17 protein-coding genes are annotated in these 20,847 nt (G+C 51.9%); 2 read left to right on the top strand and 15 right to left on the bottom strand.

All coding sequences use genetic code 11. The features are described 5' to 3' along the window. Nucleotides 1-61: 61 nt before the first annotated feature. The 15 genes from bphC to HY30_RS19130 all read right to left on the bottom strand — a co-directional run bounded on the left by bphC (nt 62) and on the right by HY30_RS19130 (nt 19,190). Nucleotides 62-940 carry a biphenyl-2,3-diol 1,2-dioxygenase gene (gene bphC, locus HY30_RS06745; RefSeq protein WP_034738359.1) on the bottom strand — a complete coding sequence of 293 codons (879 nt, stop codon included), beginning with the start codon at nt 938-940 and terminating at the stop codon, nt 62-64. A 51-nt stretch (nt 941-991) separates the two neighbouring features. After that, entirely contained in the window at nt 992-2,221 is a 1,230-nt protein-coding gene (locus HY30_RS06740; protein WP_051615014.1) for an NAD(P)/FAD-dependent oxidoreductase, read from the bottom strand. Further along, complete coding sequence (locus HY30_RS06735; RefSeq protein ID WP_034738357.1) at nt 2,221-2,547, bottom strand: bifunctional 3-phenylpropionate/cinnamic acid dioxygenase ferredoxin subunit; 327 nt, start codon at nt 2,545-2,547, stop codon at nt 2,221-2,223. Before HY30_RS06735 ends, HY30_RS06740 begins: the two co-directional genes overlap by 1 nt. Before the next feature lie 8 nt (nt 2,548-2,555). Beyond that, nucleotides 2,556-3,119, bottom strand: a complete 564-nt coding sequence (locus tag HY30_RS06730; RefSeq protein WP_045699447.1) for an aromatic-ring-hydroxylating dioxygenase subunit beta — start codon at nt 3,117-3,119, stop codon at nt 2,556-2,558. Between the two features lie 114 nt (nt 3,120-3,233). Continuing rightward, the gene (locus HY30_RS06725; RefSeq protein WP_081812099.1) at nt 3,234-4,613 is read right to left on the bottom strand and encodes an aromatic ring-hydroxylating dioxygenase subunit alpha; all 1,380 of its coding nucleotides are present in this window, start codon (nt 4,611-4,613) and stop codon (nt 3,234-3,236) included. Between the two features lie 69 nt (nt 4,614-4,682). Further along, on the bottom strand, nt 4,683-5,420 hold the full coding sequence (locus tag HY30_RS06720) for a GntR family transcriptional regulator (protein ID WP_206741425.1): 738 nt from the start codon (nt 5,418-5,420) through the stop codon (nt 4,683-4,685). A gap of 240 nt (nt 5,421-5,660) precedes the next feature. Next, entirely contained in the window at nt 5,661-6,701 is a 1,041-nt protein-coding gene (locus HY30_RS06715) for an alpha/beta fold hydrolase (RefSeq protein ID WP_045699445.1), read from the bottom strand. 134 nt (nt 6,702-6,835) lie between these two features. Next, nucleotides 6,836-7,819 (bottom strand): NADPH:quinone reductase, encoded by a 984-nt coding sequence (locus tag HY30_RS06710; protein WP_034738356.1) that lies wholly within the window; start codon nt 7,817-7,819, stop codon nt 6,836-6,838. 92 nt (nt 7,820-7,911) lie between these two features. Then, complete coding sequence (locus HY30_RS06705; protein ID WP_034738355.1) at nt 7,912-9,798, bottom strand: AMP-binding protein; 1,887 nt, start codon at nt 9,796-9,798, stop codon at nt 7,912-7,914. A gap of 175 nt (nt 9,799-9,973) precedes the next feature. Continuing rightward, entirely contained in the window at nt 9,974-11,404 is a 1,431-nt protein-coding gene (locus tag HY30_RS06700) for an outer membrane lipoprotein-sorting protein (protein ID WP_081812098.1), read from the bottom strand. 37 nt (nt 11,405-11,441) lie between these two features. Then, on the bottom strand, nt 11,442-13,364 hold the full coding sequence (locus HY30_RS06695) for a DUF1302 domain-containing protein (protein ID WP_034738354.1): 1,923 nt from the start codon (nt 13,362-13,364) through the stop codon (nt 11,442-11,444). Between the two features lie 59 nt (nt 13,365-13,423). Then, complete coding sequence (locus HY30_RS06690; RefSeq protein ID WP_051615009.1) at nt 13,424-15,751, bottom strand: efflux RND transporter permease subunit; 2,328 nt, start codon at nt 15,749-15,751, stop codon at nt 13,424-13,426. A 46-nt stretch (nt 15,752-15,797) separates the two neighbouring features. Then, on the bottom strand, nt 15,798-16,889 hold the full coding sequence (locus tag HY30_RS06685; RefSeq protein WP_034738353.1) for a WD40/YVTN/BNR-like repeat-containing protein: 1,092 nt from the start codon (nt 16,887-16,889) through the stop codon (nt 15,798-15,800). Nucleotides 16,890-16,961: 72 nt separating this feature from the next. After that, entirely contained in the window at nt 16,962-17,744 is a 783-nt protein-coding gene (hcaB, locus tag HY30_RS06680) for a 3-(cis-5,6-dihydroxycyclohexa-1,3-dien-1-yl)propanoate dehydrogenase (protein ID WP_034738352.1), read from the bottom strand. A gap of 702 nt (nt 17,745-18,446) precedes the next feature. After that, on the bottom strand, nt 18,447-19,190 hold the full coding sequence (locus tag HY30_RS19130; protein WP_051615006.1) for an IclR family transcriptional regulator: 744 nt from the start codon (nt 19,188-19,190) through the stop codon (nt 18,447-18,449). Between the two features lie 128 nt (nt 19,191-19,318). Here HY30_RS19130 and HY30_RS06665 point away from each other — a divergent pair, with 128 nt between their 5' ends. Continuing rightward, on the top strand, nt 19,319-20,107 hold the full coding sequence (locus tag HY30_RS06665) for a 2-keto-4-pentenoate hydratase (protein ID WP_034738348.1): 789 nt from the start codon (nt 19,319-19,321) through the stop codon (nt 20,105-20,107). Nucleotides 20,108-20,119: 12 nt separating this feature from the next. Continuing rightward, on the top strand, nt 20,120-20,847 hold a 728-nt coding region (locus HY30_RS06660; protein ID WP_034738346.1), incomplete at its 3' end, for an acetaldehyde dehydrogenase (acetylating).

The following is a 20,847-nucleotide window of genomic DNA, read 5'->3' as shown; positions in this document are numbered from 1 at the left end:
AATCTCCTAAATGCAGCGTCGGGGGTCGGACGGATTTGGATCAGTTTTGCGGACGCGCCGCTCAAGCTCCTGTGCCCATAAACTTATGTCCCCACATGCTGATGCTGTCATATCGGACGACAGACCAATCTGACTCGATGGGTCGAGCGCCCCATCCATACTCGACAGCAAAGCCGGAAGGCGTGACGCCGTAGAACGAATACATGTGGTCATTTGTGTGCCGACCGAGCGTCATCACGATCTCATTCTTCTCTGACACGCGATCATATGCGCGCCCGACATCATCGAACGAGCTTACTTCCAGCATAAAGTGGTGTAACTTCTTGGAGGCGGGCGCTTGGATTAATGCCAGGCTATGATGGCGCCTGTTGCAATGGAGAAAGTTCACCTGAAGCTTCACGTCCGGATTGACCTGCCAGTCGATGATGTCGGATAGCTCCATTCCCAGTCCACGGATGTAGAAATCCAAAGAACGTTCAATATCTTCAACACTCAGGACATAGTGCCCAAGTCCCTGATCCTGAGTTAGAAATCCAGATACACCCGTAGGCGAAATAAACGGCTCTTCGTAGAGTTCGCTGGCACCATAATACACCTCAATCTTGATCCCTGACGGATCAAGGCAGGATACCAAATCAATCACTCCCCGTTGCGCCAACAGCTTGGAATCGGCCTGCTCGACGGAGATACCCATTTCCTTTAGTCTTTCAGCGATCTCAAGCATCTCGGCTCGATTCGAAGCTTCGAACCCCGCATACAAAAGATCATCTGCCGCACCTGGATGGACTGCAACCCGCCAATTTCGAGAATCCATTCTCAGAAAGAGAGTGTCATTTCTCGTCCCAGCATCCATTAGCCCTAACGTTCCGGTTGCGTAATCCCGCCACGCATCAATGTTTGATGCAGAAAAACCCAGATATCCCAACTTCTTAACGCTCATTGTCTTCTCCCTGTCTTTTTGATTTTAGTGTGTATCCGTACTTATTGTACTTCACGCGACCGTCTTTGCCGCCAATTTGAAAACGTCTTTCATACGAATGAGTGGATCACGAATTGATTTCGCATCTACCTGCATCCTCCGTTCAATGATTTTTGATGCGAAAGAAAAATCTGCCGGCTGGTTTATTGAAACAACAGATTGAAGCTCCCCACCATTCAATCGACACACCGTCATTCCGGTCCCTCCGGGATCAACCCGAGTGACGACATCGCCAGGACCAGTGACTTCGCCCATCATCTGTATCCGATGCCCCGCTATCTCCGTCCAAGAAATCGGAACTTGCGGTGCTGGCTCACCCTTTCCGAGCATTGCTCCCGCAGCCACAGCCGCCTGGTTTTGAGAATTCAGATAAGTCTCCAGACTGCGGCGCCCTCCGCTCCTGAGAGGCCAACTTGCGACATCGCCCGCTGCGTACACCGTGTCGCTTGAAGCCATACCAACTGAATTTACAATGATGCCCCTCGCGCACGCCAATCCAGCATGCTCTGCTAAAGCGGTGACCGGCTCCGCACCAACGCTGACGATTGCCAGATCACCAGAAAATCTTCTTCCGTCGCCGCATCGTACTTCCCGGAACGAGGGGTCTAGATCTACATGAGTAATTGAGACGCCCGTGTGGACTTCAACCCCTATGGCCTCCAATTCCTCTCGACACCACGAGCCTATTGTCTTGCCCAGAACACGCAACAAGAGCTCATTGGCAGTCTCAAGGATAATCGCCTTTGCACCCATCTTCTGAATTGTAGTGGCAAGCTCACATCCAATGAGGCCTCCCCCGATGATGATGACTTGTGCCCCAGGGGAGATTGCTCCCTGTAGAGCCACGCAATCGTCAAGTGTCCGCAGTGAGTAAAGTCCCGGCGTCTCGCTATGCGCATCTAGACGCAGAGACCGCGCCCGAGACCCAGTGGCAAAAAGGAGCTTGTCAAACTTGAGGTCCGAGCCAGAGCTCACCTCAATACGCATCGAGGGCAAGTCTATTGTTTCAACGCGAACTCCCAGACATTTCTCGACCCTGAATTCTTCGCTCCAATTACAACCCATTAACAAAGGGGGGGCAGATTTGGTCGCTAAAGCAGACTTGGACAAAGAGGGTCGATCATATGGCTCATACGGCTCGTCGCCAAAGAGGAAAATCTTTCCCTCAAACCCCTGGTCTCTGAGCGACCGACACGCTGTCGCCCCCGCCAGACCCGCACCTATGATCGCGAAACTCTGCATCAATCGTTGACCTTACCAGATTCGAAATCCACGTAGACGTCGTTGCCCTCCACCTTCACGGGATAAACAGTTAAGGCCGCGCAAGCGGGTGGAGCCTTCACTTTTCCCGTCCGCACACAGAATTTTCCCCAGTGAAGCGTACACTCAATGACGCCATTTTCGAGAAAGCCATCCGCTAACGACCAGTCGCCATGTGTGCAGCGGTCCTGAGTCGCGAGGATCTCTCCGTCTAAGTTGAATAGCGCGATAGGTTCGTCGAACAACTCCACCCGCAACGCGTCACCTTCAGGAACTTCGTCTAGGCTGCAAACTTTCTTAAAAGCCATCACGATACCTAGAAAAAGATGCTGAGATTATTAGAGAGAATCGTACTTTGATCGATGTGTATGGTTCTCTTAGCGATCATGAAGCCGAGCTTGTTGTCACTGCGGCGCAGTACATCCATTCGCTCTCCTGCAAAAATATCGACCTGCCGTTCCAGACGATTTCGGTAAAGAATAAATGACGACGTCACATGAACTTCCTGATCATCACTTGCATCGTTAATGATGACGTTCGCTATGATGTGGCGCGTTCGCGAAGCCGGGCTTTCAGACCATCCGACATCCGACATTAATTTCCGCTGCCGCCCACGCATCATCACTAGATCATCATCAAAATGCGCGTACTCACCGTCCTTAGAGTATTCGAGCTTTTGATCGCGCCTCGTGCGATTCGTTCTCAACGGCATAAAGTACCTGATGTCCTTGTCCAGAAGGTCAAACCAATCGTTGAACTCGTGCCGATCAAGCAGAAGAGACTCCTTATAATAGAATTGCTCAACTTCATGCTGCAGCAGCAGAGCGGCAGTGCTTATCTGCGACGCTGATGACTCTGGTCCCACTTTTTCTTTCAGCATAATTATCTCCAATTTGCGCGATTTATGCGCCCGTTATTCGCGAGGGTTAATAGAACTATCGGTTGAGCGCACTTCGCTCTGCCTACGAAACGGGTGATCCGCTCACAGACCTCCCTACTTTGGCCCGAGTGTGTCCCAATCAGGTTCAGTCATCATACGGATCCACTGATGATAGAGTCCGCGAGCGGCTTCTTCATTGTACACATACCCAATACTGCCCGGGTAATGCGGATTATCGGCAGCAGAACGACCTTTTCCCATTTGAATGTTGAGCCGGCGCTTCCTAGCCTGATGCCCTCGCAACACAGCCTGGATTTCGACCCAGTTTTCACCATCGTCTTGCTCGAATACGCCTCCGGCAGAAAACGTTCTTAATGTCTGACGGCGGTACTCTTCCTTGATCTCGTCAGGAGCATCAGCATCTACAACTGTAAATGCCCATATCTCTGTCTCGTTCGGGCCTCTCGGCTGCCAGGTTCGAACGGTGTTGATACCGGGAAGGAATGAGCAGGTTGGGAAAACAGTCATGTGCTGGACCATCAATTGACGCGCACGCTCTGCGCTTCCCAAGCGCCTCTCCGCCCTGGCGGCCGCTTCACCTTCCGTCCAATATTTAGCAATCTTGGGCCCCATGATAGCCACTAGCATACCTGGCTCTCCGACATAGAAACCCGTTCCATGCCCGCCCCACTTCGCCCTGAACTGGTATCCCACCGTCGGAATCTTCGCATCCGAAAGCTCCATACCTTCGGGCAGGCCCGCCTCGATACCGGACAGATGGGATACGGTTCCGGCATGATACATGTCACTACAAAACTGCTCAGCGGCAAACTTCCAGTTGCATGGGATAACCCATTTCTGCATGCCGCTGATAACTTCAGTACCCGCCTCGGTTCGATCGAGCATGTGGTCCATGTAGAATGTCGCGTCGCCAAGATACTCGCGCAGATTTGGCGCGTTTTTATCCCAGTTCGCGAAGATCAAGCCCTTGTAGGTCTCAACCCTTGCCTGGCCCGGCCCCCACTCGGCCTTGTTGAAGTCCTCACAGAATGCCTCAGACTCATATGGTACGTTCACCAAGTTTCCGCCGATGTCGTACGCCCAACCATGATAGCTGCATGTAAACGATTTTGCGTTGCCGCCATCGGTTCGACAGATTCTCATCCCCCTATGCGGGCACTGGTTTAGAAAAACCTTCAAGCTTCTATCTTTTTGACGCACAAGAATGACGGGATCCTCGCCCATATAGGCCGTCAAAAAGTCACCGGCTTTGGGAACATGTGCCTCGTGCCCGAGCATAATCCATGATCGTCCGAAAACGCGTTCCTGTTCCAACTCATACAGATCCTGATCTGAATAAATTCTTGGATCAAGCGTGCCATTCTCTTCGTCAAGCAGAGCCGTTATCTCCTCGACATTCCAAACATTTTTCTTCTCGAACGCCTTTGGTTCGTGCCCGATGTTCAGGCGCGTCTTTGTTTTAGCCGTCGTCATATTTGTAACCTTCCTTGATATCATGAGCCGCCCATGCCTCCATTTTTAATATGAGGCCTGCCGGCAGAATTAGCCTTCCTTGTCCGGACTTTCCAAAATCAGACCACGCCCCTTCAAGAATTCTACGGCTGACCAAATATGAAAAGATAGCGCCTCAACCGCCGCATCGGCGTCACGCGCAATGGCCAACTCGAAAATCTTCTCGTGTTCAGAATGAGCCAACACGCCAGGGCTTACTCGACTGGCTGTAGACAACCGCCGGTAGCGTTCCGCTTGCTTGTAGAGAATAACTCGGAACTTCTGCACCCAGCGAGAGGAAGAAGCCGATACGAGCGCATCATGAAATTCCTGATTGCGCTGCTCCCATATCTCGAATCCTGCGATTGGATTAGCTTCGAGCCTTTTCTCCGCAAGGGACAGTTGGTGATATGCTTGGACAACCCGACCTTCCCAGTCATCTTTCCCGGATACGATACTATCCCGCAACGCTGATGCTTCCAGCAGGACCCGCGCCTTGGTCAAATCCTCGAAATCAACAAGCGACATCGGCGCCACTCGAAAACCTTTTTGGGATTGAGTAAGGACGAGCCCATCCGACACGAGGAGAGATAACGACTCCCTCACAGTGCCAACACTCACTCCATAATTTTCACTTAGTGGCTGAAGTCGCAGCTTGTCACCCGGCCCATACTTGCCGTGTACAATATCGAGACTCAACTGCTCGTAAGTCGACTCAATCAGGCTCCGAGGCCCGTCTGATTCGGACTCAGTTTCCGTCCGACGCTGGAACATTTCACCCGTGGACATGATTGATAGCCTCTTCCTCACCTTGGATTATTCTTTTTTATCAAATAAAATTATTTTTTTTCTTATGTCAACAAAATTCAGGATGCATTCCCCAATTTCTCAGCATTCCGTCTGGGCCATAGAGTCCCACGCACGCCCGAAAATTCGTGTTCATTATCCTTTGCCCAAGCGCCTGATAAAATGTTCACTCGGGAGATAATACAGACGCACGTTAGCGTGCGCACTTCCGCGTAGCGCGCCTCAAACAAGCTCTCTCATGAATCCCAAAACCAATTCATTTACTTCCTCAGGCCGTTCTTGTTGGATCCAATGACCGCATCCGGACAGAATGTGTGACCCGACATAATTCGGAACGAACTCGCCTACACGATCAATTGCCTCTAGTCCCCATCCTGTCGTGACATCGCACTCTCCTCCAATAAACATCGCAGGTGGGCGAAGCTGAGTGCCGTCATGTGACTCAAGCTGCTCCCAACTGTTTTGAATACTTCGATAATAGGAAAAAGGCCCTATCATTCCTGACCGCTCGAACTCCTGCGTATAGAACTCCAAATCATCCGTTCTCAACCAGACCGGAAGATCGGCGGGCGCATGCATTTTGTCCCGCATTCGAGCACCAAACGGTATACTAAGGGCGCTCGCACGTATGATGTCCACTTGCGGTAAGTCCAAAAGGCCAGAAAAACCCGCAGCCTTCATACTCTCGCCTGAAAAGGCCCACAGAACGTCACGTATCCAACCACCCGAATCTTCTTCGAATTCCCGTATGGCCGGTGCCAGCGAACCAAAATAGTCCTGATAGAATTGTTGGTCTGGTCCAGCCAATTCTTTATGAATATCTTCTGGAGAGCGTTCACCGAAAGGAGAGCCAGGCAGAGCAATTAGCCCGCGCCCAGAGAAAGGAATTGCAAGCCCCACAACGCCACGGAAGATTTCAGGATGCAACCAGGCCGCTGTCCAGGCAATCATTGCCCCCCAGTCATGCCCAACGACAACGGCACTTGAGGCACCTAACGCCCTGACCACACCCACGATGTCCTCGACAACAGACTTGATCAGATAATATTCGGAGTCCAAGAATTTGGATGATCGCCCATAGCCTCTTAGATCAATGGCAACGGCCTGGTAACCGGCCTCGGCTAAAGCTGAAAGCTGGTGGCGCCACGAATACCAGGACTCCGGAAAGCCGTGAACGAGTATGACTAGTGGGCCTTCGCCTTCGCACACGGCGTGAATTCGGGCAGAGCCGACAGTCAAGAATTGTGAGCTTCTTTGTTGCATGATTTTTTCCGAAATCAGAAATCAAAATTGTCTCTGTGCGTCCGTGAAGGCCGGCTCCAAAAAGCAAGTCCGGAAAGCCCCTCGGGAGGTATCCTGCTGCTCCAAATAACTTGACAGCATAGCTCTCCGCCGAACTATTCAATTCTCAAAACGACATTGCCCGGCAACGCTCCGCTCTCAACCAGTTCATGGGCTTCCACGAGATTTGCAAAGCTCACCTTTTTTGCAATATTATGCAGGACGTTCTTGTCCTTAAGCATGTCTTGGAGCACCAACAGGGCTCTTTGCCTATCTGACCTGGATAATTTGTACACGATGAAAAAGCGATAACAGATATTGCGTCCGATTGACGGCGAGAAAGGTAAAGCGATTTCTTTTTGACTGCTGCCATAGATGACGGCCAGCCCCCCCTCTTTCATAATCGCCACGTCTGTTTGAATGTTGGCAGCCAGGTCTACTTCGATTATCCGGTCGACGCCCCGATGGTCCGTAACCTTGTTGATTTCTTCGACCAGCGTGTCTGTTTTGTAGTTGAATACAAAATCTGCTCCTGCGCGCCTCGCTAGGGCCGCCTTCTCCTCACTGCTGACTGTCGCAATGACAATTCTGGCACCACAAAATTTTGCCGCCTGAATCGCGTAATGGCCAACCGCACCTGCGCCACCCGCGACGAGGACAATCTGCCCTCGAACTCCTCCGTCAGTTGCGACGGCATGACAGGCGGTCATTGCAGGAATGCCGAGACATGCACCGTTCTCAAGCGCCAGCCCGTCCGGCATATGCTCGACCTGCTCAGAAGGCAGCACAACGAACTCAGCGGCAGTTCCATTGCTTCTGTTCCATGCGGCATTCCAGACCCAAACCGCATCGCCCGGCTGAAAATCGTCAACGCCATCACCAATCATATCAACCAGTCCGGCTCCGTCACTATGAGGAATGCGTGGAAATGGGATTGTGGAGGGGATGTGCCCACTGCGGGTTTTGACATCAGAAGGGTTCACACCCGACCATTTTAACCGCACCCGAACTTCGCCGGCCCCAGGCGCCGGCATCACCATCTCCCGCAGCGTCAATACGTCCGCAGCTGGCCCTGTATTCTCGTAGATATAAGCTTTCATGTTTTCCCTTTCTGGCGTCAATTCCAGATTCAAAAATTACTCATCCGTGGGCCGCCAAGACATTTGCCATTGTGGTGAGGCCGGATACGCGCCTACCGAGCAATGGCTGAAGTGATATCATTCAATACCTGCGGGTCATCGATCGTCGCCGGAACTACATAGTCTTGCGACTCCGCAATGCTCTTGATCGTTCTCCGTAGAATCTTTCCCGACCTTGTTTTTGGAAGTTGATCGACAACGATGACGCGCTTGAAGGCAGTTACCGGACCAATTTCGGTTCTCACCAAGTTTACGATTTCTCTCGTAATTTCTTCCTCTGCACGCGTGACCCCATCGTTCAAAACGATGAGCCCAATTGGTAATTCTCCCTTCAAAGAATCTGCAACTCCAATAACGGCGCACTCCGCGACATCTGGATGCGCCGCCACCACTTCCTCGATTGCACCAGTGGACAGGCGATGACCCGCAACGTTAATAATGTCGTCAACGCGGCTCATGACGAAGATGTAGCCCTTATCGTCTATATATCCGGCATCCCCGGTCTTGTAGTATCCGGGGTATTCCTCAAAGTATGATTTTAGAAATGCCTCATCGTCTTCCCACAGTGACAGCAAACACCCCGGTGGAAGCGGCAGCTTTATGACAATAGCTCCGTGCCCACCTTGCGGCATTTCAGAACCGCTCTCATCCACAATGCGAACATCAAATCCAGGCATAGGAACTGTGCTAGAACCATATTCTGTTGGCAGCTGTTCTATTCCCAACGGATTGGCTGCGATCGGCCACCCTGTTTCAGTCTGCCACCAGTGATCTACGACTGGCACATCAAGGAGACGCTCTGCCCACTGGATCGTGTCAGGATCTGCTCGTTCACCCGCAAGGAACAGCTGTCTGAAACCGGAATGATCGTAACCGGAAAATAATGAGCCTGCTGGGTCGACTTTCTTAATCGCCCTTAACGCCGTGGGTGCCGTAAAGAGCGTATTAACCCGGTGCCGCTCAATCACCCTCCAAAAGGTTGCAGCGTCTGGTGTTCCGACCGGCTTTCCTTCAAACAGTATCGTCGCACTGGCGTTAAGAAGCGGACCATACACAATATACGAATGACCGACGACCCATCCTACATCCGATGCGGCCCAGAACACCTCTCCCGGTTTGACATTGTATACATATTCCATCGACCATTTGAGAGCGACCGCATACCCCCCGTGATCCCTGACGATACCCTTCGGCTTTCCAGTCGTCCCCGATGTATGCAGAATGTATAGCGGGTCGGTAGACGCCACGCTCACACATTCGGCTCTCTCGCCAGCCGTTCTTGCGGTTTCAACCAGGGCGGCCCAGTCGAAGTCCCGCTCATGCTCAAGCTCGCACGTCCTGCTAGAACGCTGGAAAATGATTGAACACTCAGGTTTGTGCGGGCTGAGCCTGATCGCCTCATCAAGGAGAGGCTTGTACTCAACGATACGACCAGGCTCGAGCCCGCAGGACGCTGACAACACAATTCTTGGCGTCGCGTCCTCGATTCGAGTGGCAAGCTCTCTAGCTGCGAACCCCCCGAATACGACCACATGGACTGCTCCGATGCGCGCCGTCGCAAGCATCGCAATCACAGCCTCGGGAACCATTGGCATGTAAATCAAGACCCGATCGCCGGCATTCACCCCACGCTCTTTTAGCACGGTCGCAAGTATACCAACCTCATCGAGTAGTTCAGAATAAGTATACTTCCGCACCGCTCCCGTCATTGCGCTATCGTAAATCAACGCCAGATCATCTCCACGGCCATCGCGCACATGACGGTCCAAAGCATTCCAGCATATGTTGCATTCGGCGCCGACAAACCAACGGGTCGCATGATCTTTCGATTCTCTGAGTACGTCGTAAGGTCTATACCACTCCACGGCATGAGACGCTGCCTCCCAAAACTTATCAGGTGCCGATTCCCATTTCTGGTATGTCGTTCTATAACTTCCCATAAGAATGTCTTCCAATACTGCCGGGTCCGCCTTGCCGCCACTATGTTCTTTACAACCGCACAACCAGTTTCCGGCCTGTGACCAAGACGGAATAGTTCCAATTTTCTTCGGTGTGAATCGTAGCTCGGCAGCACGTGCGGGTTGGCAATCTTGATGAATGCCAACCCGAGAGTGACTAGCGTTTGTCTCTCAATTTATCGACGTCGAACAAAGAATTGTCCATCTGATCAACTTTCTCCCAATCCGACGACATGCTGAGTATCGTGTGCCGTTGTGAAATCAAGTTTGGAATAATCAGTGAACGCCACATTGCGCGTCCCGTTGTGGGCTGCCACCAGCGTGAATCGTCCCAAGTCCGCCATAGGTTACCCCGACGATCGTACATTTCCATCCACTGGGTATAGTAGAGTTCCTTATCTACCCAAATGCGTTTTTTGGAGTACTGGTAGCTGTTGGTGAGATCATCGATATCATAAACCCATACCGGCCTCAGCTCCATGTCAACAATTCCCGTCAAAGCGCAATGCGCCTCATCCGGACGATAAGGATCGTATGCTGCACCAACCTCCGGTGCGGCTAATACGAAGCCCTCTTTAACCATGGTGTACTTGAATTTGCGTTTATCAGTTTTGGTCCACTGACTACGCCATTCGTCCCAAGTGAGCTCCAGAGACGGAGCAATTGGATCTTGGCCATTGGTACCAGTAAGAGTGCGAGTACGACGGAGCGTAGGGATGAAAATCCTGAAGTTGTCATCTTTGTCAGCATCCGCGTACCGAAGTCGGACACCGGCTAATCCTCGCACATCCCTAGGCGAAGTTAGTAGCAAAGAACCCGCTTCGGTGACACCTTCATATCCCGGAACATTACCGAGCGGAGTTTTACCAACTCTACCCGCCATCTTGCGCCACCAAATATTGCCTGTGTAAGAGCGTTCGACCTTATTGCTGGAGCTACAGCCGGTCATCAGTACCGGGTTGAACCAGAGATCTTCTGTTCCCACGCCGTGCGCATTGAACAACCAGTTTAGTTCATCACCATTTTTTGGTGTCAGGAAAGGCAATCCGCTCTTTGTGAGAACGCCATTTTTTCCGTCCCTGTCTACCAGCTCACCCTTTTCATTAATCGTGAAGGGATCTTTGCCCAGCTTCTTGGTCGCATCGAGCAGAGCTTTCTGCATATAATAATGGTTCGTGGGAACAATGCGGATACCCTTGACACCCATCCACTCACTATTGAGCCGATCAATCCAGAACTTTGGAAGATAGTCTGACAACCAAGGCATTGACGCCAGGTTGTCTTTCGTGATGATTAACCCTGGTTTTAGCTCGCCCGGAATATCGGCGTCCTCTATGAGGCTCGAGGCCGTGTAACCTCTGAAATCCTTCCACTCTTTCTCAAGTTTTCGGGTCTCATCATTGTCAAGCATATCAGCCCAGGCTTTGTGTTCGGGCAAGCCCGTCTCCTTGGCAAACGCCTTCCAGCGCTCGATATAATCTTCTTGTGCATTCGCTACGGGCGTTGCTGCAGTCGCAACTGCCATAAGCGCCGTCGCTCCGATCAGAAAGCTTTTCAAGCTTAACCGTTTCATTTTCTTCTCCATCATCAAGAACCAGACATCTTTGCGTTATCGTTATGTTTCTCTAGAATTGGTAGGTCAGAGAAAACTCAACGTAGTCCGATTTGTTATAGAGCCCCAAAAGGCCCTGCTCATCCTTCCCGCTAAAGTAGCCCACTTCAATTCTGGGCTTCCAATTTCCTCCTCCTACGGAGAAATCTATTCTCTGCCTTATCGCAACGCCACCTTTATCCATGTCCCAGATCGCCAAGCCATCCAGAGTCACTTTGTCGTTTAAGAAACCCTTCGTGTACGTCTGAGTTATGAATTCCTGGTTCTCTTCAACATTTGTAAGCGCGTAAGGCGCCTGAAACAGGAGCCCATCAGCATCTTCGGTATGGATCTCGAAAAACTGAGTTGTCATAAAAATCGAACTGCGCTGCGATTCCCACCCCGGCACCCAGAAATTATAATCAAATCCGACCAGGACAGACAGCTGATCTCGTCTCGCGATTGTGTCGTCACGGGTAGTGATGAGAGCTGGTGTGCCGACGGTCATCCGCCCGGGCACAAAGGGGTTCTGAATCACCCCCTTGTTGAAGGGTTTGTCAAACTCGTATGCCGCCTCCAAACGCAGTACCGGAGAGACATCCTTTCTACCGAATCGGAACTCCGTCATATCGCGTGTGAATGAAAAACCGACGGTCTTTTGCCGGAGTGTGTAATCGAGGTCAAAATCTGCAGTAATAGAACACGGCACCCCTCCCGCCGCCGGATCCAGAATATCAAGGCAGCCGAACGGAATTAAAGGAAAGTCCCCTGGCGCCGCAGTCCCAGCTGCTAGAGACTGGATGAAATCAACGTACTGACCCGGCGCATTCATCGCACCTATGGTGGTTGGGAGATCAATGGGCACATTGACAACGCCCGCTGCATTTGGATCTCCGATAAATGTGCCAATATGAACTGTTGCACCGGTGTTGACGACGATCGGCAGATCCTGAAAACCGTAAAAACCATTAACTGTCCCCTGCCCGCCAAGGACATCGAATTTTAGCCGCATGCCGACCTCGGAATCTTCCCAGTCGTCTGTTTCCTTGTCCGACAGCTTTGCTCCCAACAAAGGCATTCCAAAACCGGACTGCCCTTCCACCAATCTCGGAAAGGGCAGTCCGAAGGGCCCTCCGGACGTGCTGGAATTCGGCGTGGGATTATTCACGATGAATTCGGAATGGCGTACCACCGGAGTGTAGATCACTTCCAGTGATGGATCCTTGAGTCCTAGCCCCTCAAAAGGAGCAGCCAACCCAAGCTGGTCAATATCCAAAGATAGGGCAGCACTCCACTGAGGTATCCGCAAATCCTCGGTGTCTGTAAATATACTCCTTTGGCGGAGATCCTGTGGGTTCAGAATATCAAGAAGGCGCAGACCATCTGCTTGCCCCCACCCTCGCTGAAACTTTCCGACTTTTAGAGACGCGCGTCCCTCTGAATCAGCAAACGCTATCGACAGCTCTCTAATCACATCCTGCTCGAAATCATCGAGTATGCGATTTTCTTCACCGCTATTACCAAACGGTTCAGGAAGCGTGAGCGCCCCATCCTGCGAGAGTAAAAAATCAAAGCGATCTAGAAACGGAGGGCCCTTAGTAAAGTCTTGCGTGCCAGGTCCGATTGAATCTCCGTCATCAAGATCATAGTACCAATCGCCGCGCAGCCAAAAATCGGAAACAACCGTCACATTGCTATTGGGAGTCCACTCAGCCTGAAGCTGCGCTACAAACTGGGAGGGCCCCACTCCAGTTCCACCACCATACCGGTCAAAATAGACGCCCGTCCCTTGCGTCAGACGTCCGCCCACCCAGACATTGTCGGGCAGGTTCAGCGCTTCAGCCAATGACTCGGCATTCGCTGCTAGCGGCATCATAAGGACTGTGGAAAATGCTGTAGCCCCGAGCAGGCATAGCTTTTGCGACTTAGTTTTAGTTTTTTTATTCTTGGTGTTCATCTTTCTCTCCCTCACTTTCTATTTTTTCCGATGCGCAGCCAGGCTCTATCGCCCTCAATCTAACCAACCATCGCCCTGACTATTTTCTTCTGTGTGCTAAACGGAAATCCCCGCGGCTTCAGCAAGCCGATTGCTGCAGGCACAACAGTGAGCGCCCCCACCATGTTGAACATCAAGATGATCGCCAACAGAACGCCCATCTCGGCTTGGAACCTGATCGGAGACAGGAAGTACCACGGCAATAGCGGCAGTATCATCGTCAGTGCCGTAACTATCACGGCAATACCAGACGTGTTGAACGCCCGGCCCGTCGCCTTCGCGAATTCATGGCCGTGCCTCATTTCGTCGCGTATCCGGTCTGCCATGTAGATGCTGTAATCAACACCACGGCCCAAACCCAACGCAGCAAGCGGGAGCGTATTCAAGTTCATCCCCACGTCCATAAGCGTCATTACACTCATGGTGATAAAGTGAGATGTCGTCAGTACAAGTATGATCACGACTGCAACTGCGGGTGATCGATATAGCCAGAGCAGGTTAACTGCGATAACGATGATAATGGCAATAAGGAGCACATTTTCTTTATGCTCGATCTCGTCGTTGCTCGCCTTAATTATGCCGATCTGTCCGCCGGCGAACCTCACACGCGGCTCCCCATCTGAAAACTGATAGGTGTTTAGAAATTCTTGGCCCGCCGCCATCAACGCATTCACGGTGTCAGCACTATGCTCCCCCGTATAAATTGAGAGCTTACCGATGCTCCATTCCGGGTTCGTATAGGCGGCAAAGTCTCCTGGCTCACCGCCAGACCGGAACATGTAAATGTTAAATCCTATTTCTTCTTCTGTATCAGGAATTGTTTGGTATGAAGGGCCCCCTTCCCACAAAACCATGTTGATATTTTTTACAATCGGAACAAGGCTCTGTGCGCGAGTTGCCGGAAGAACTCGTTCGTAAATATAGCGATCAAATGCTTCGATCTGATGATACACACGCGGATCTAGCATGATCTCTCCATCACCGGAGAAATAGGCCTGCATTACATCCGTACCGACACGGTCAAAGCTTGAGTTGATTTTTTTGACATCTTTGTTGTATTGGGAATCTTTCCACAGGATCGGGCTCCCTTCTGCGTCACCTATTTTTAGCCCCTGCGAAATGAAAATGCCCGCAATCAACGCAGCGACAAAAGCCGGGAGGAATACATATCTGGACGTTTTCAGCCCAAATATTTTGGCTAGTGCGGCTTGACCCGGTAAGGTGGTGCGGAATTTTGTCGGCTTCCGAAGGACCGCCATGAACGCCGCAGCAACAATAATTCCCGGGGTCAGCGTTAGAAGCCAAAACGTGCAAATGAAGGCAAGCGACTGTATGCTTGGGATAGTCACCAGAGCCAGAACCGTAAATCCAGCTGCATCGGTAATCACAGCCGCAGTGCTCGGGAACAGAAGGCGCTCAAGGCCTTCTTTTACTGCATCACGCATGGTGGCACTATTTTCGATTTCATCGAAAACGCGCGAAACGAATTGAACTGAATGGGATAAGACAGTGGCGAAGACGAAAAACGGCAGCAGGAGCAACAGGGGATCAAGATTGTAACCGACCAAGCCAATGACGCCAAAGCCCCAAATCGTGACAGCGAAGGCCACGAGCATTGGAACAGCAACGCCAACCCAGGATCTGAAATAGAAAAGTAGGACGGCAGCGATAGCCAGCACAGACGCCGCAAAAACCAACAGCATCTGAGGCAGATATTTCTTAACCGTACCCAGAAGTACGGGTCTGCCAACGACTGATATTTTTACATCTTTCGTCGAGAATTCTGATTTTAGATTGTCAATAAAGGCGACGAACTCCCGAGAATCCACCTCCTCTGAAAGCTCGGCAGAAATAAGCATTGAATGCTCATCCAGTGAAACCAATGAGCCGAGAAACTGCCCCCTGACGATTTGTTTGAAATGCTCCATATCAGACTCAGAGCGGGGCACTTCCGGCCACATAAGAGGACTAACCAGAATTTGCCCCTCCCCGCCGGCCACCGATCTCGTCTTCCGGAGATTGGCCGCCTCAAACAGAGGGCGGATATTGTTATCGTGAAAATAGAACTCGTCTGATACTTCCCGATACGTTTCAAGAAAGTCCGAATTGTAGATGTCGCCTGCTATATTTTCGACTTCGACAAGGACATTATTGACTCCACCAAACTGACTCCGGAACTCCTTATAGAGTTCGACATTCGAATGGTTTGCAGGCAGCATATCTTCGAGAACGACCTTCAACGAGACACCTGTCACGCCGAAATAAGCCGCCCCCGATGTGACCAGAAAAGCGATTGCCAGAATGATTCTGGGAAATCTTATGACGAAATTCGAAATATAACTTACCACTGAATTTGAGCCTTTGATTGAATTTGCAACAAGCGAACTTCTCCTGTTACCACCGCACTAACGGCTCCGGATCTGAGACATCGAATTCGGTTTTTAGTACGGCACCGTTCGCCCCAACGACAATATACCATCCGTGTTCAGATGTTTTTGAGATTCCTCCGTACCAAAGGAATCCTGGCTTACTCTCCAGGGGCAGCAATTCCGATACAGGCAATCCAGCTTTTACACGGACCACCCCGCCCTGGCCTACGATCACTCCGTCACCATCTTGGTCTAATGTTAGATCGAACAAATGCGCATCTGTCCCCGAGGACAAAGCTGTGATCGTCGGGACACGGTCCTCTAAGCGTTCCGAGCCCCCTTCAACGTCACTGTCCGAACCAAATCGAACCATTGTAAGCTTGCCGCCAAGCCCAGATATTAGCGCCTCCGAACGCCATGCATCTACCGCTGTGAATGTGACCGAGGCATCGGGCGCGTCCAGCACCTCCCAGCTCAATCCATCATCGATTGACGACGCTATCAGGCCGAACTCCCCAACCAAAACCAACCGCCCGTCCTCGAGACGTGTAATGCCATTCAATCTCGGTAGATCACGCCCCTGATATCCGGATAACGCCTGAGTTTGCCACGTTTTACCGCCATCGGACGTGTGAAGCACTGTAGCCTCATGTCCGACGACCCAAGCTGTCTGGGCGTCGAGACAGTAGACATCTCGCAAGTTAATGCCCGGCTCAACATGCACAACTTCCCAATGCGCTCCCCCGTCTTCAGACCTCAGGATCTTGCCTCTACTCGTGACAGCAATGCCGACGGCCTCGTCCACAAAGTCGATTCGCCTAATTAAGTCCGTAAACGGCAAGGGCTCGCGCTTCCAGTGCCCTCCTCCATCCTCGGTCTTCAGTAGTGTCCCGTAGTATCCCCCCGCCCAGCCCACAGAATCAGAGACAAAATCGACGGCAAATAAATTATCAGGAACAAACCGTACACGTCCGTCAGTTGGCATCTCTATATTTGACCGAGGGCTTATGTCGGGGGGCGATAAAACGGCCTGCTCTGCCAGCGCCCCAGGTTGGGAGAAGTAAAGCACCCCAGCAGCAGCGGCAGCATGAGCGAATTTGAAGACCGGCAGGTTCATAGATTTGATCCAAAAGACCGCCAGCACTGCTGGCACAATTTCGACTTAGTTGGTGAACGCGTTCAGGCTGGGTCAGCCCACGCCAATACCGCCATCGGACAAGATGGTTGTGCCTGTGACGTATCGAGCCGACACCGGACAGGCAAGCAACGCATATAGCGCTACATGGTCTTCAGGCTTTGCGGCAAATCCGAGCGGTGTCATGCCCTCGAGAAGTTTGTCGATCTCTGGAATCTCAGCCATCTGGGACTTTGCGTGCTCGGATGAGGGCGACCCGGAAAGATTGGTAATCGTACCTCCTGGAGCTACGCCATTAACCCTAACGTCTGGCGCGACTTCCTTCGCAAGCTGCTTGATGAGTCCAATCACAGCGTGTTTCGATGCCACATATAGCGGACCACCTCCGCCCGTAAAAAAGCTTGAGCTAGAGGCCGTGAAAATTATGGACCCTTTAGACTGGCGAAGCGCAGGAAGACACGCGTACGCTCCGAGCGCGTACCCCTTTACATTCACACCAAAAATATCATCGCAGACTCTTTCGAGCTTTTCTTCATCCTGCGCTTCCAGAGGCGTTATAAAATCCCATATCCCTGCATTGCCGATAAAGGTGTTCAGTCCACCGAATCTCTCCACGGCAAGGGCCGCAGCGCGCTGATTGTCTGCCAGACTGCGCACATCCCCAATTACTGTTTCAACCTCAGCCCCGAACTCACCCCGCAACGAACTCGCCTGTTCGTCATTGACGCACAGAACACACAGTCTGGCACCTTCCTCGACAAAATGATGGACCACCGCCCGACCAATTCCCGTGGCTCCGCCCGTAATCAAAACGGAACTGCCGCTTAGTTTTGGCATATTTAAGTACCTCCCTAACAACCTTGCTTGAGGTGCAAGATTTTGTTCTTTTTTTGAGAAAAAATGATTTTTTTGATTGTGTCAATATTTATTTACGAACAGCGCGAGCTCAAATTCCGTAGCAAGGATCGAAATCTGCATGTGGCCAAAGGCAACTGTGCTATCGATGCCGCTGTTAATTTCGCCATACGGAACAGACGCCAGCGCAACTTAGTGCACCTGACTCCCGGATTGGAGCAGTGCTCGCCGCCCCGGATGTCGAAAAGCCATTTCCCGACTCCGAGATTTTTGTTCCGTATACTCGCTTATTTCTATCGGTTGTTCGGGAACGCTCAGAACGCAGTCCATGTTCCCACATGTCCGATTATTCGCGCATTGGCCGCTTTCGGGAATATTCTCGGCACATAAATATCATGGGTAGGCGTACAGAATTCCAATCCTGTTCCACCCGAGTGCTCAGATTCCATAAAGTTTCACAATGTGAGAGCGATGCCGCTCATTCGCATCCGGCCAGGTTGACGCGCAACCGGATCGCGGCACAACTCAAATGTGTCGTGTCAGGTTGAACTTCACTGCCATTCAAGGTCAGGGAACGTACAACAGATACGACAACCAGTCTGTTTCCTCCGGCGGAGCTAGGTCTCCGCCAAACTCTGGGAGCCTAAGCGGCTCCCATTTTTTTGAGCTCTCATCTCCACATGATCATGCGCCGGCCCCTAAAGTGGAAGAGATTGACTGCGCTACCCCGTTGAGCTGAATCAGGCGATCACGCTGTTCTTTAGGACTCGCCCACCTCTGGCTAGATGAACTAGAAATTGCGCCCACGACTATTCCCCGCGAACTGAAGACTGGCACAGCGATGCAATAAAGTGCGTTGTGAACCTCGCCATCGTCGACGCCGAATCCCTTGTTGCGCGTGCGATGTAGTTCTCGTTCGATTGCGGCTGGATCCGTGATCGTTTTATCCGTTAGCTTTGGAAAGGGCCCGCTGGATATATACGCCCGTTGCTCGTCGACCGTCATGTGCGAGAGCAACACCTTGCCGATAGCAGAACAGTACGCCTCCAGCTGCCCGTTCTCGCGCGTGAACACCTCCTCTCCTTCAAATACCGATTTCGCGAGGTAGGTAACCATGTCGTTCTCCAGAAGGCCAAAGTGGGTCGTGGTTTCCAACGCGACACTTAGTTGGTCCAAAAAGGGCCGTACTAGTTCCGACAGCACTGCATGTGGTGTGTACCCCTCCAACTTCTTCAGAAAAACTGGGTTGGGCAAATATCGTCCACGTCTGGATCGGCAGATGAGCCCGGCCGAATGGAGGGCATTCAGATGCCTGTACAGAGTCGATTCCGGCACCCCGAGCTGGACACTCATTGCGTCTGATTCGAATACACCGTCCTGCGCAACAAGTGCTCCGAACAAGGCCATCGCCTTGTCGAAGGAAGACATGGATCGTGTCACACGGATCTCCATTTATCACATTGTGATAGCAATTGGCCTGCCTCGGATTGCAGTGTCAAGTATATCGCGTAGTTAGCGATCTACATTCCAAGTTACTTACGGACGCGAACCAGACCATGATCTCCAGAGATGAAATTCAAAAGGCTGCGGATGCACTGTTCAACGCACACGCTGGACAAACCTACTGCGCGCCAGTGCGTGATCTCATTGGTCTTGATCCGCAAGCCGGATACGAGGTCCAGGCGATCAACACAGCCCGGTGGGTATCCGCAGGGCGACGGATTGTTGGCCGGAAAATTGGCCTGACGTCAGCGGCAGTCCAAAATCAACTTGGCGTAGACCAGCCCGATTTTGGCGTCCTCTATGCGGATATGGAATATTGCGACGGTGATGAAATTCCGTTGTCAGCAACTCAACAACCCAAGGCCGAGGCTGAAATAGCCGTTATACTCGGCAGGGACATCAACGCGCAGGATACAACGCCAAGCGAACTGATCCGAGCCATAGACCACGTCGTGCCTGCCATCGAAATTGTGGGCAGTCGTATCAAGGACTGGGATATCCGCATTTCGGATACGATCGCGGATAACGCCTCATCAGGCCTATATGTCCTGGGCGGTCCTGTTCGTGCACTGCATGGGCTTGATCTCGTCAATGCTGGCATGGTGATGAAATGCAATGGACGCCCGGTTTCATATGGCGCCGGCATCGCGTGCCTTGGAAATCCGCTAAACGCCGCACTCTGGCTCGCACGAAAATGCGCAGAGCTCGGAGCACCTCTCAAGGCCGGCGACGTCGTTCTGACAGGTGCTCTTGGCCCGATGGCCTCAATGGAGCCTGGTGATCTGTTTGAAGCAGATATCGAAGGTATTGGGTCGGTTCGCCTCGCAATTGCGGCGAAATAGGAGACATTGGAAATGACAACTCTCAAGAAGACCAAGGTTGCGATCATCGGATCCGGAAATATCGGAACTGACCTCATGATCAAGGTCATACGCAAGTCAAAGGGTCTCGAAATGGGCGCGATGGTCGGGATCGATCCCGACTCGGACGGCCTTGCCCGGGCAAAGCGCATGGGTATCGCGACCACGCATGAAGGAATTGAGGGTCTCGTTAAGCTCGACGTGTGGCCCGAAATCGGAATTGTCTTTGATGCGACATCTGCTGGCGCACACAAGCGGCACAATGAAGTCGTCACGTCCGCCGGAAAGGTGATGATCGACCTCACGCCTGCGGCGATCGGGCCGTATGTCATACCCGTCGTCAATGGTGACGCGCATCTGGATGCGTCAAATGTCAACATGGTCACTTGCGGCGGGCAGGCGACGATCCCAATCGTGGCAGCAGTAGCATCCGTCGCGACAGTCCACTATGCGGAGATCGTCGCTTCCATCGCCTCCAAGTCAGCCGGGCCGGGAACGCGGGCCAACATTGATGAATTCACCGAGACCACCTCAAAGGGTATAGAAGAGGTTGGAGGAGCCCGGAAAGGCAAAGCCATAATCGTCCTGAACCCGGCGGAGCCTCCGATGATCATGCGCGATACGGTATTCACCCTCTCTAGTGGCGCAGATGAGCCGACAATTGAGGCCTCAATCGAAGCAATGGTTGCAAAGGTCAATGCCTATGTGCCCGGCTATCGGAT

This window comes from Hyphomonas chukchiensis (assembly GCF_000682695.1).
Taxonomy (GTDB): Bacteria; Pseudomonadota; Alphaproteobacteria; order Caulobacterales; family Hyphomonadaceae; genus Hyphomonas; species Hyphomonas chukchiensis.
This window is presented reverse-complemented; position numbering and strand designations above follow the sequence as displayed.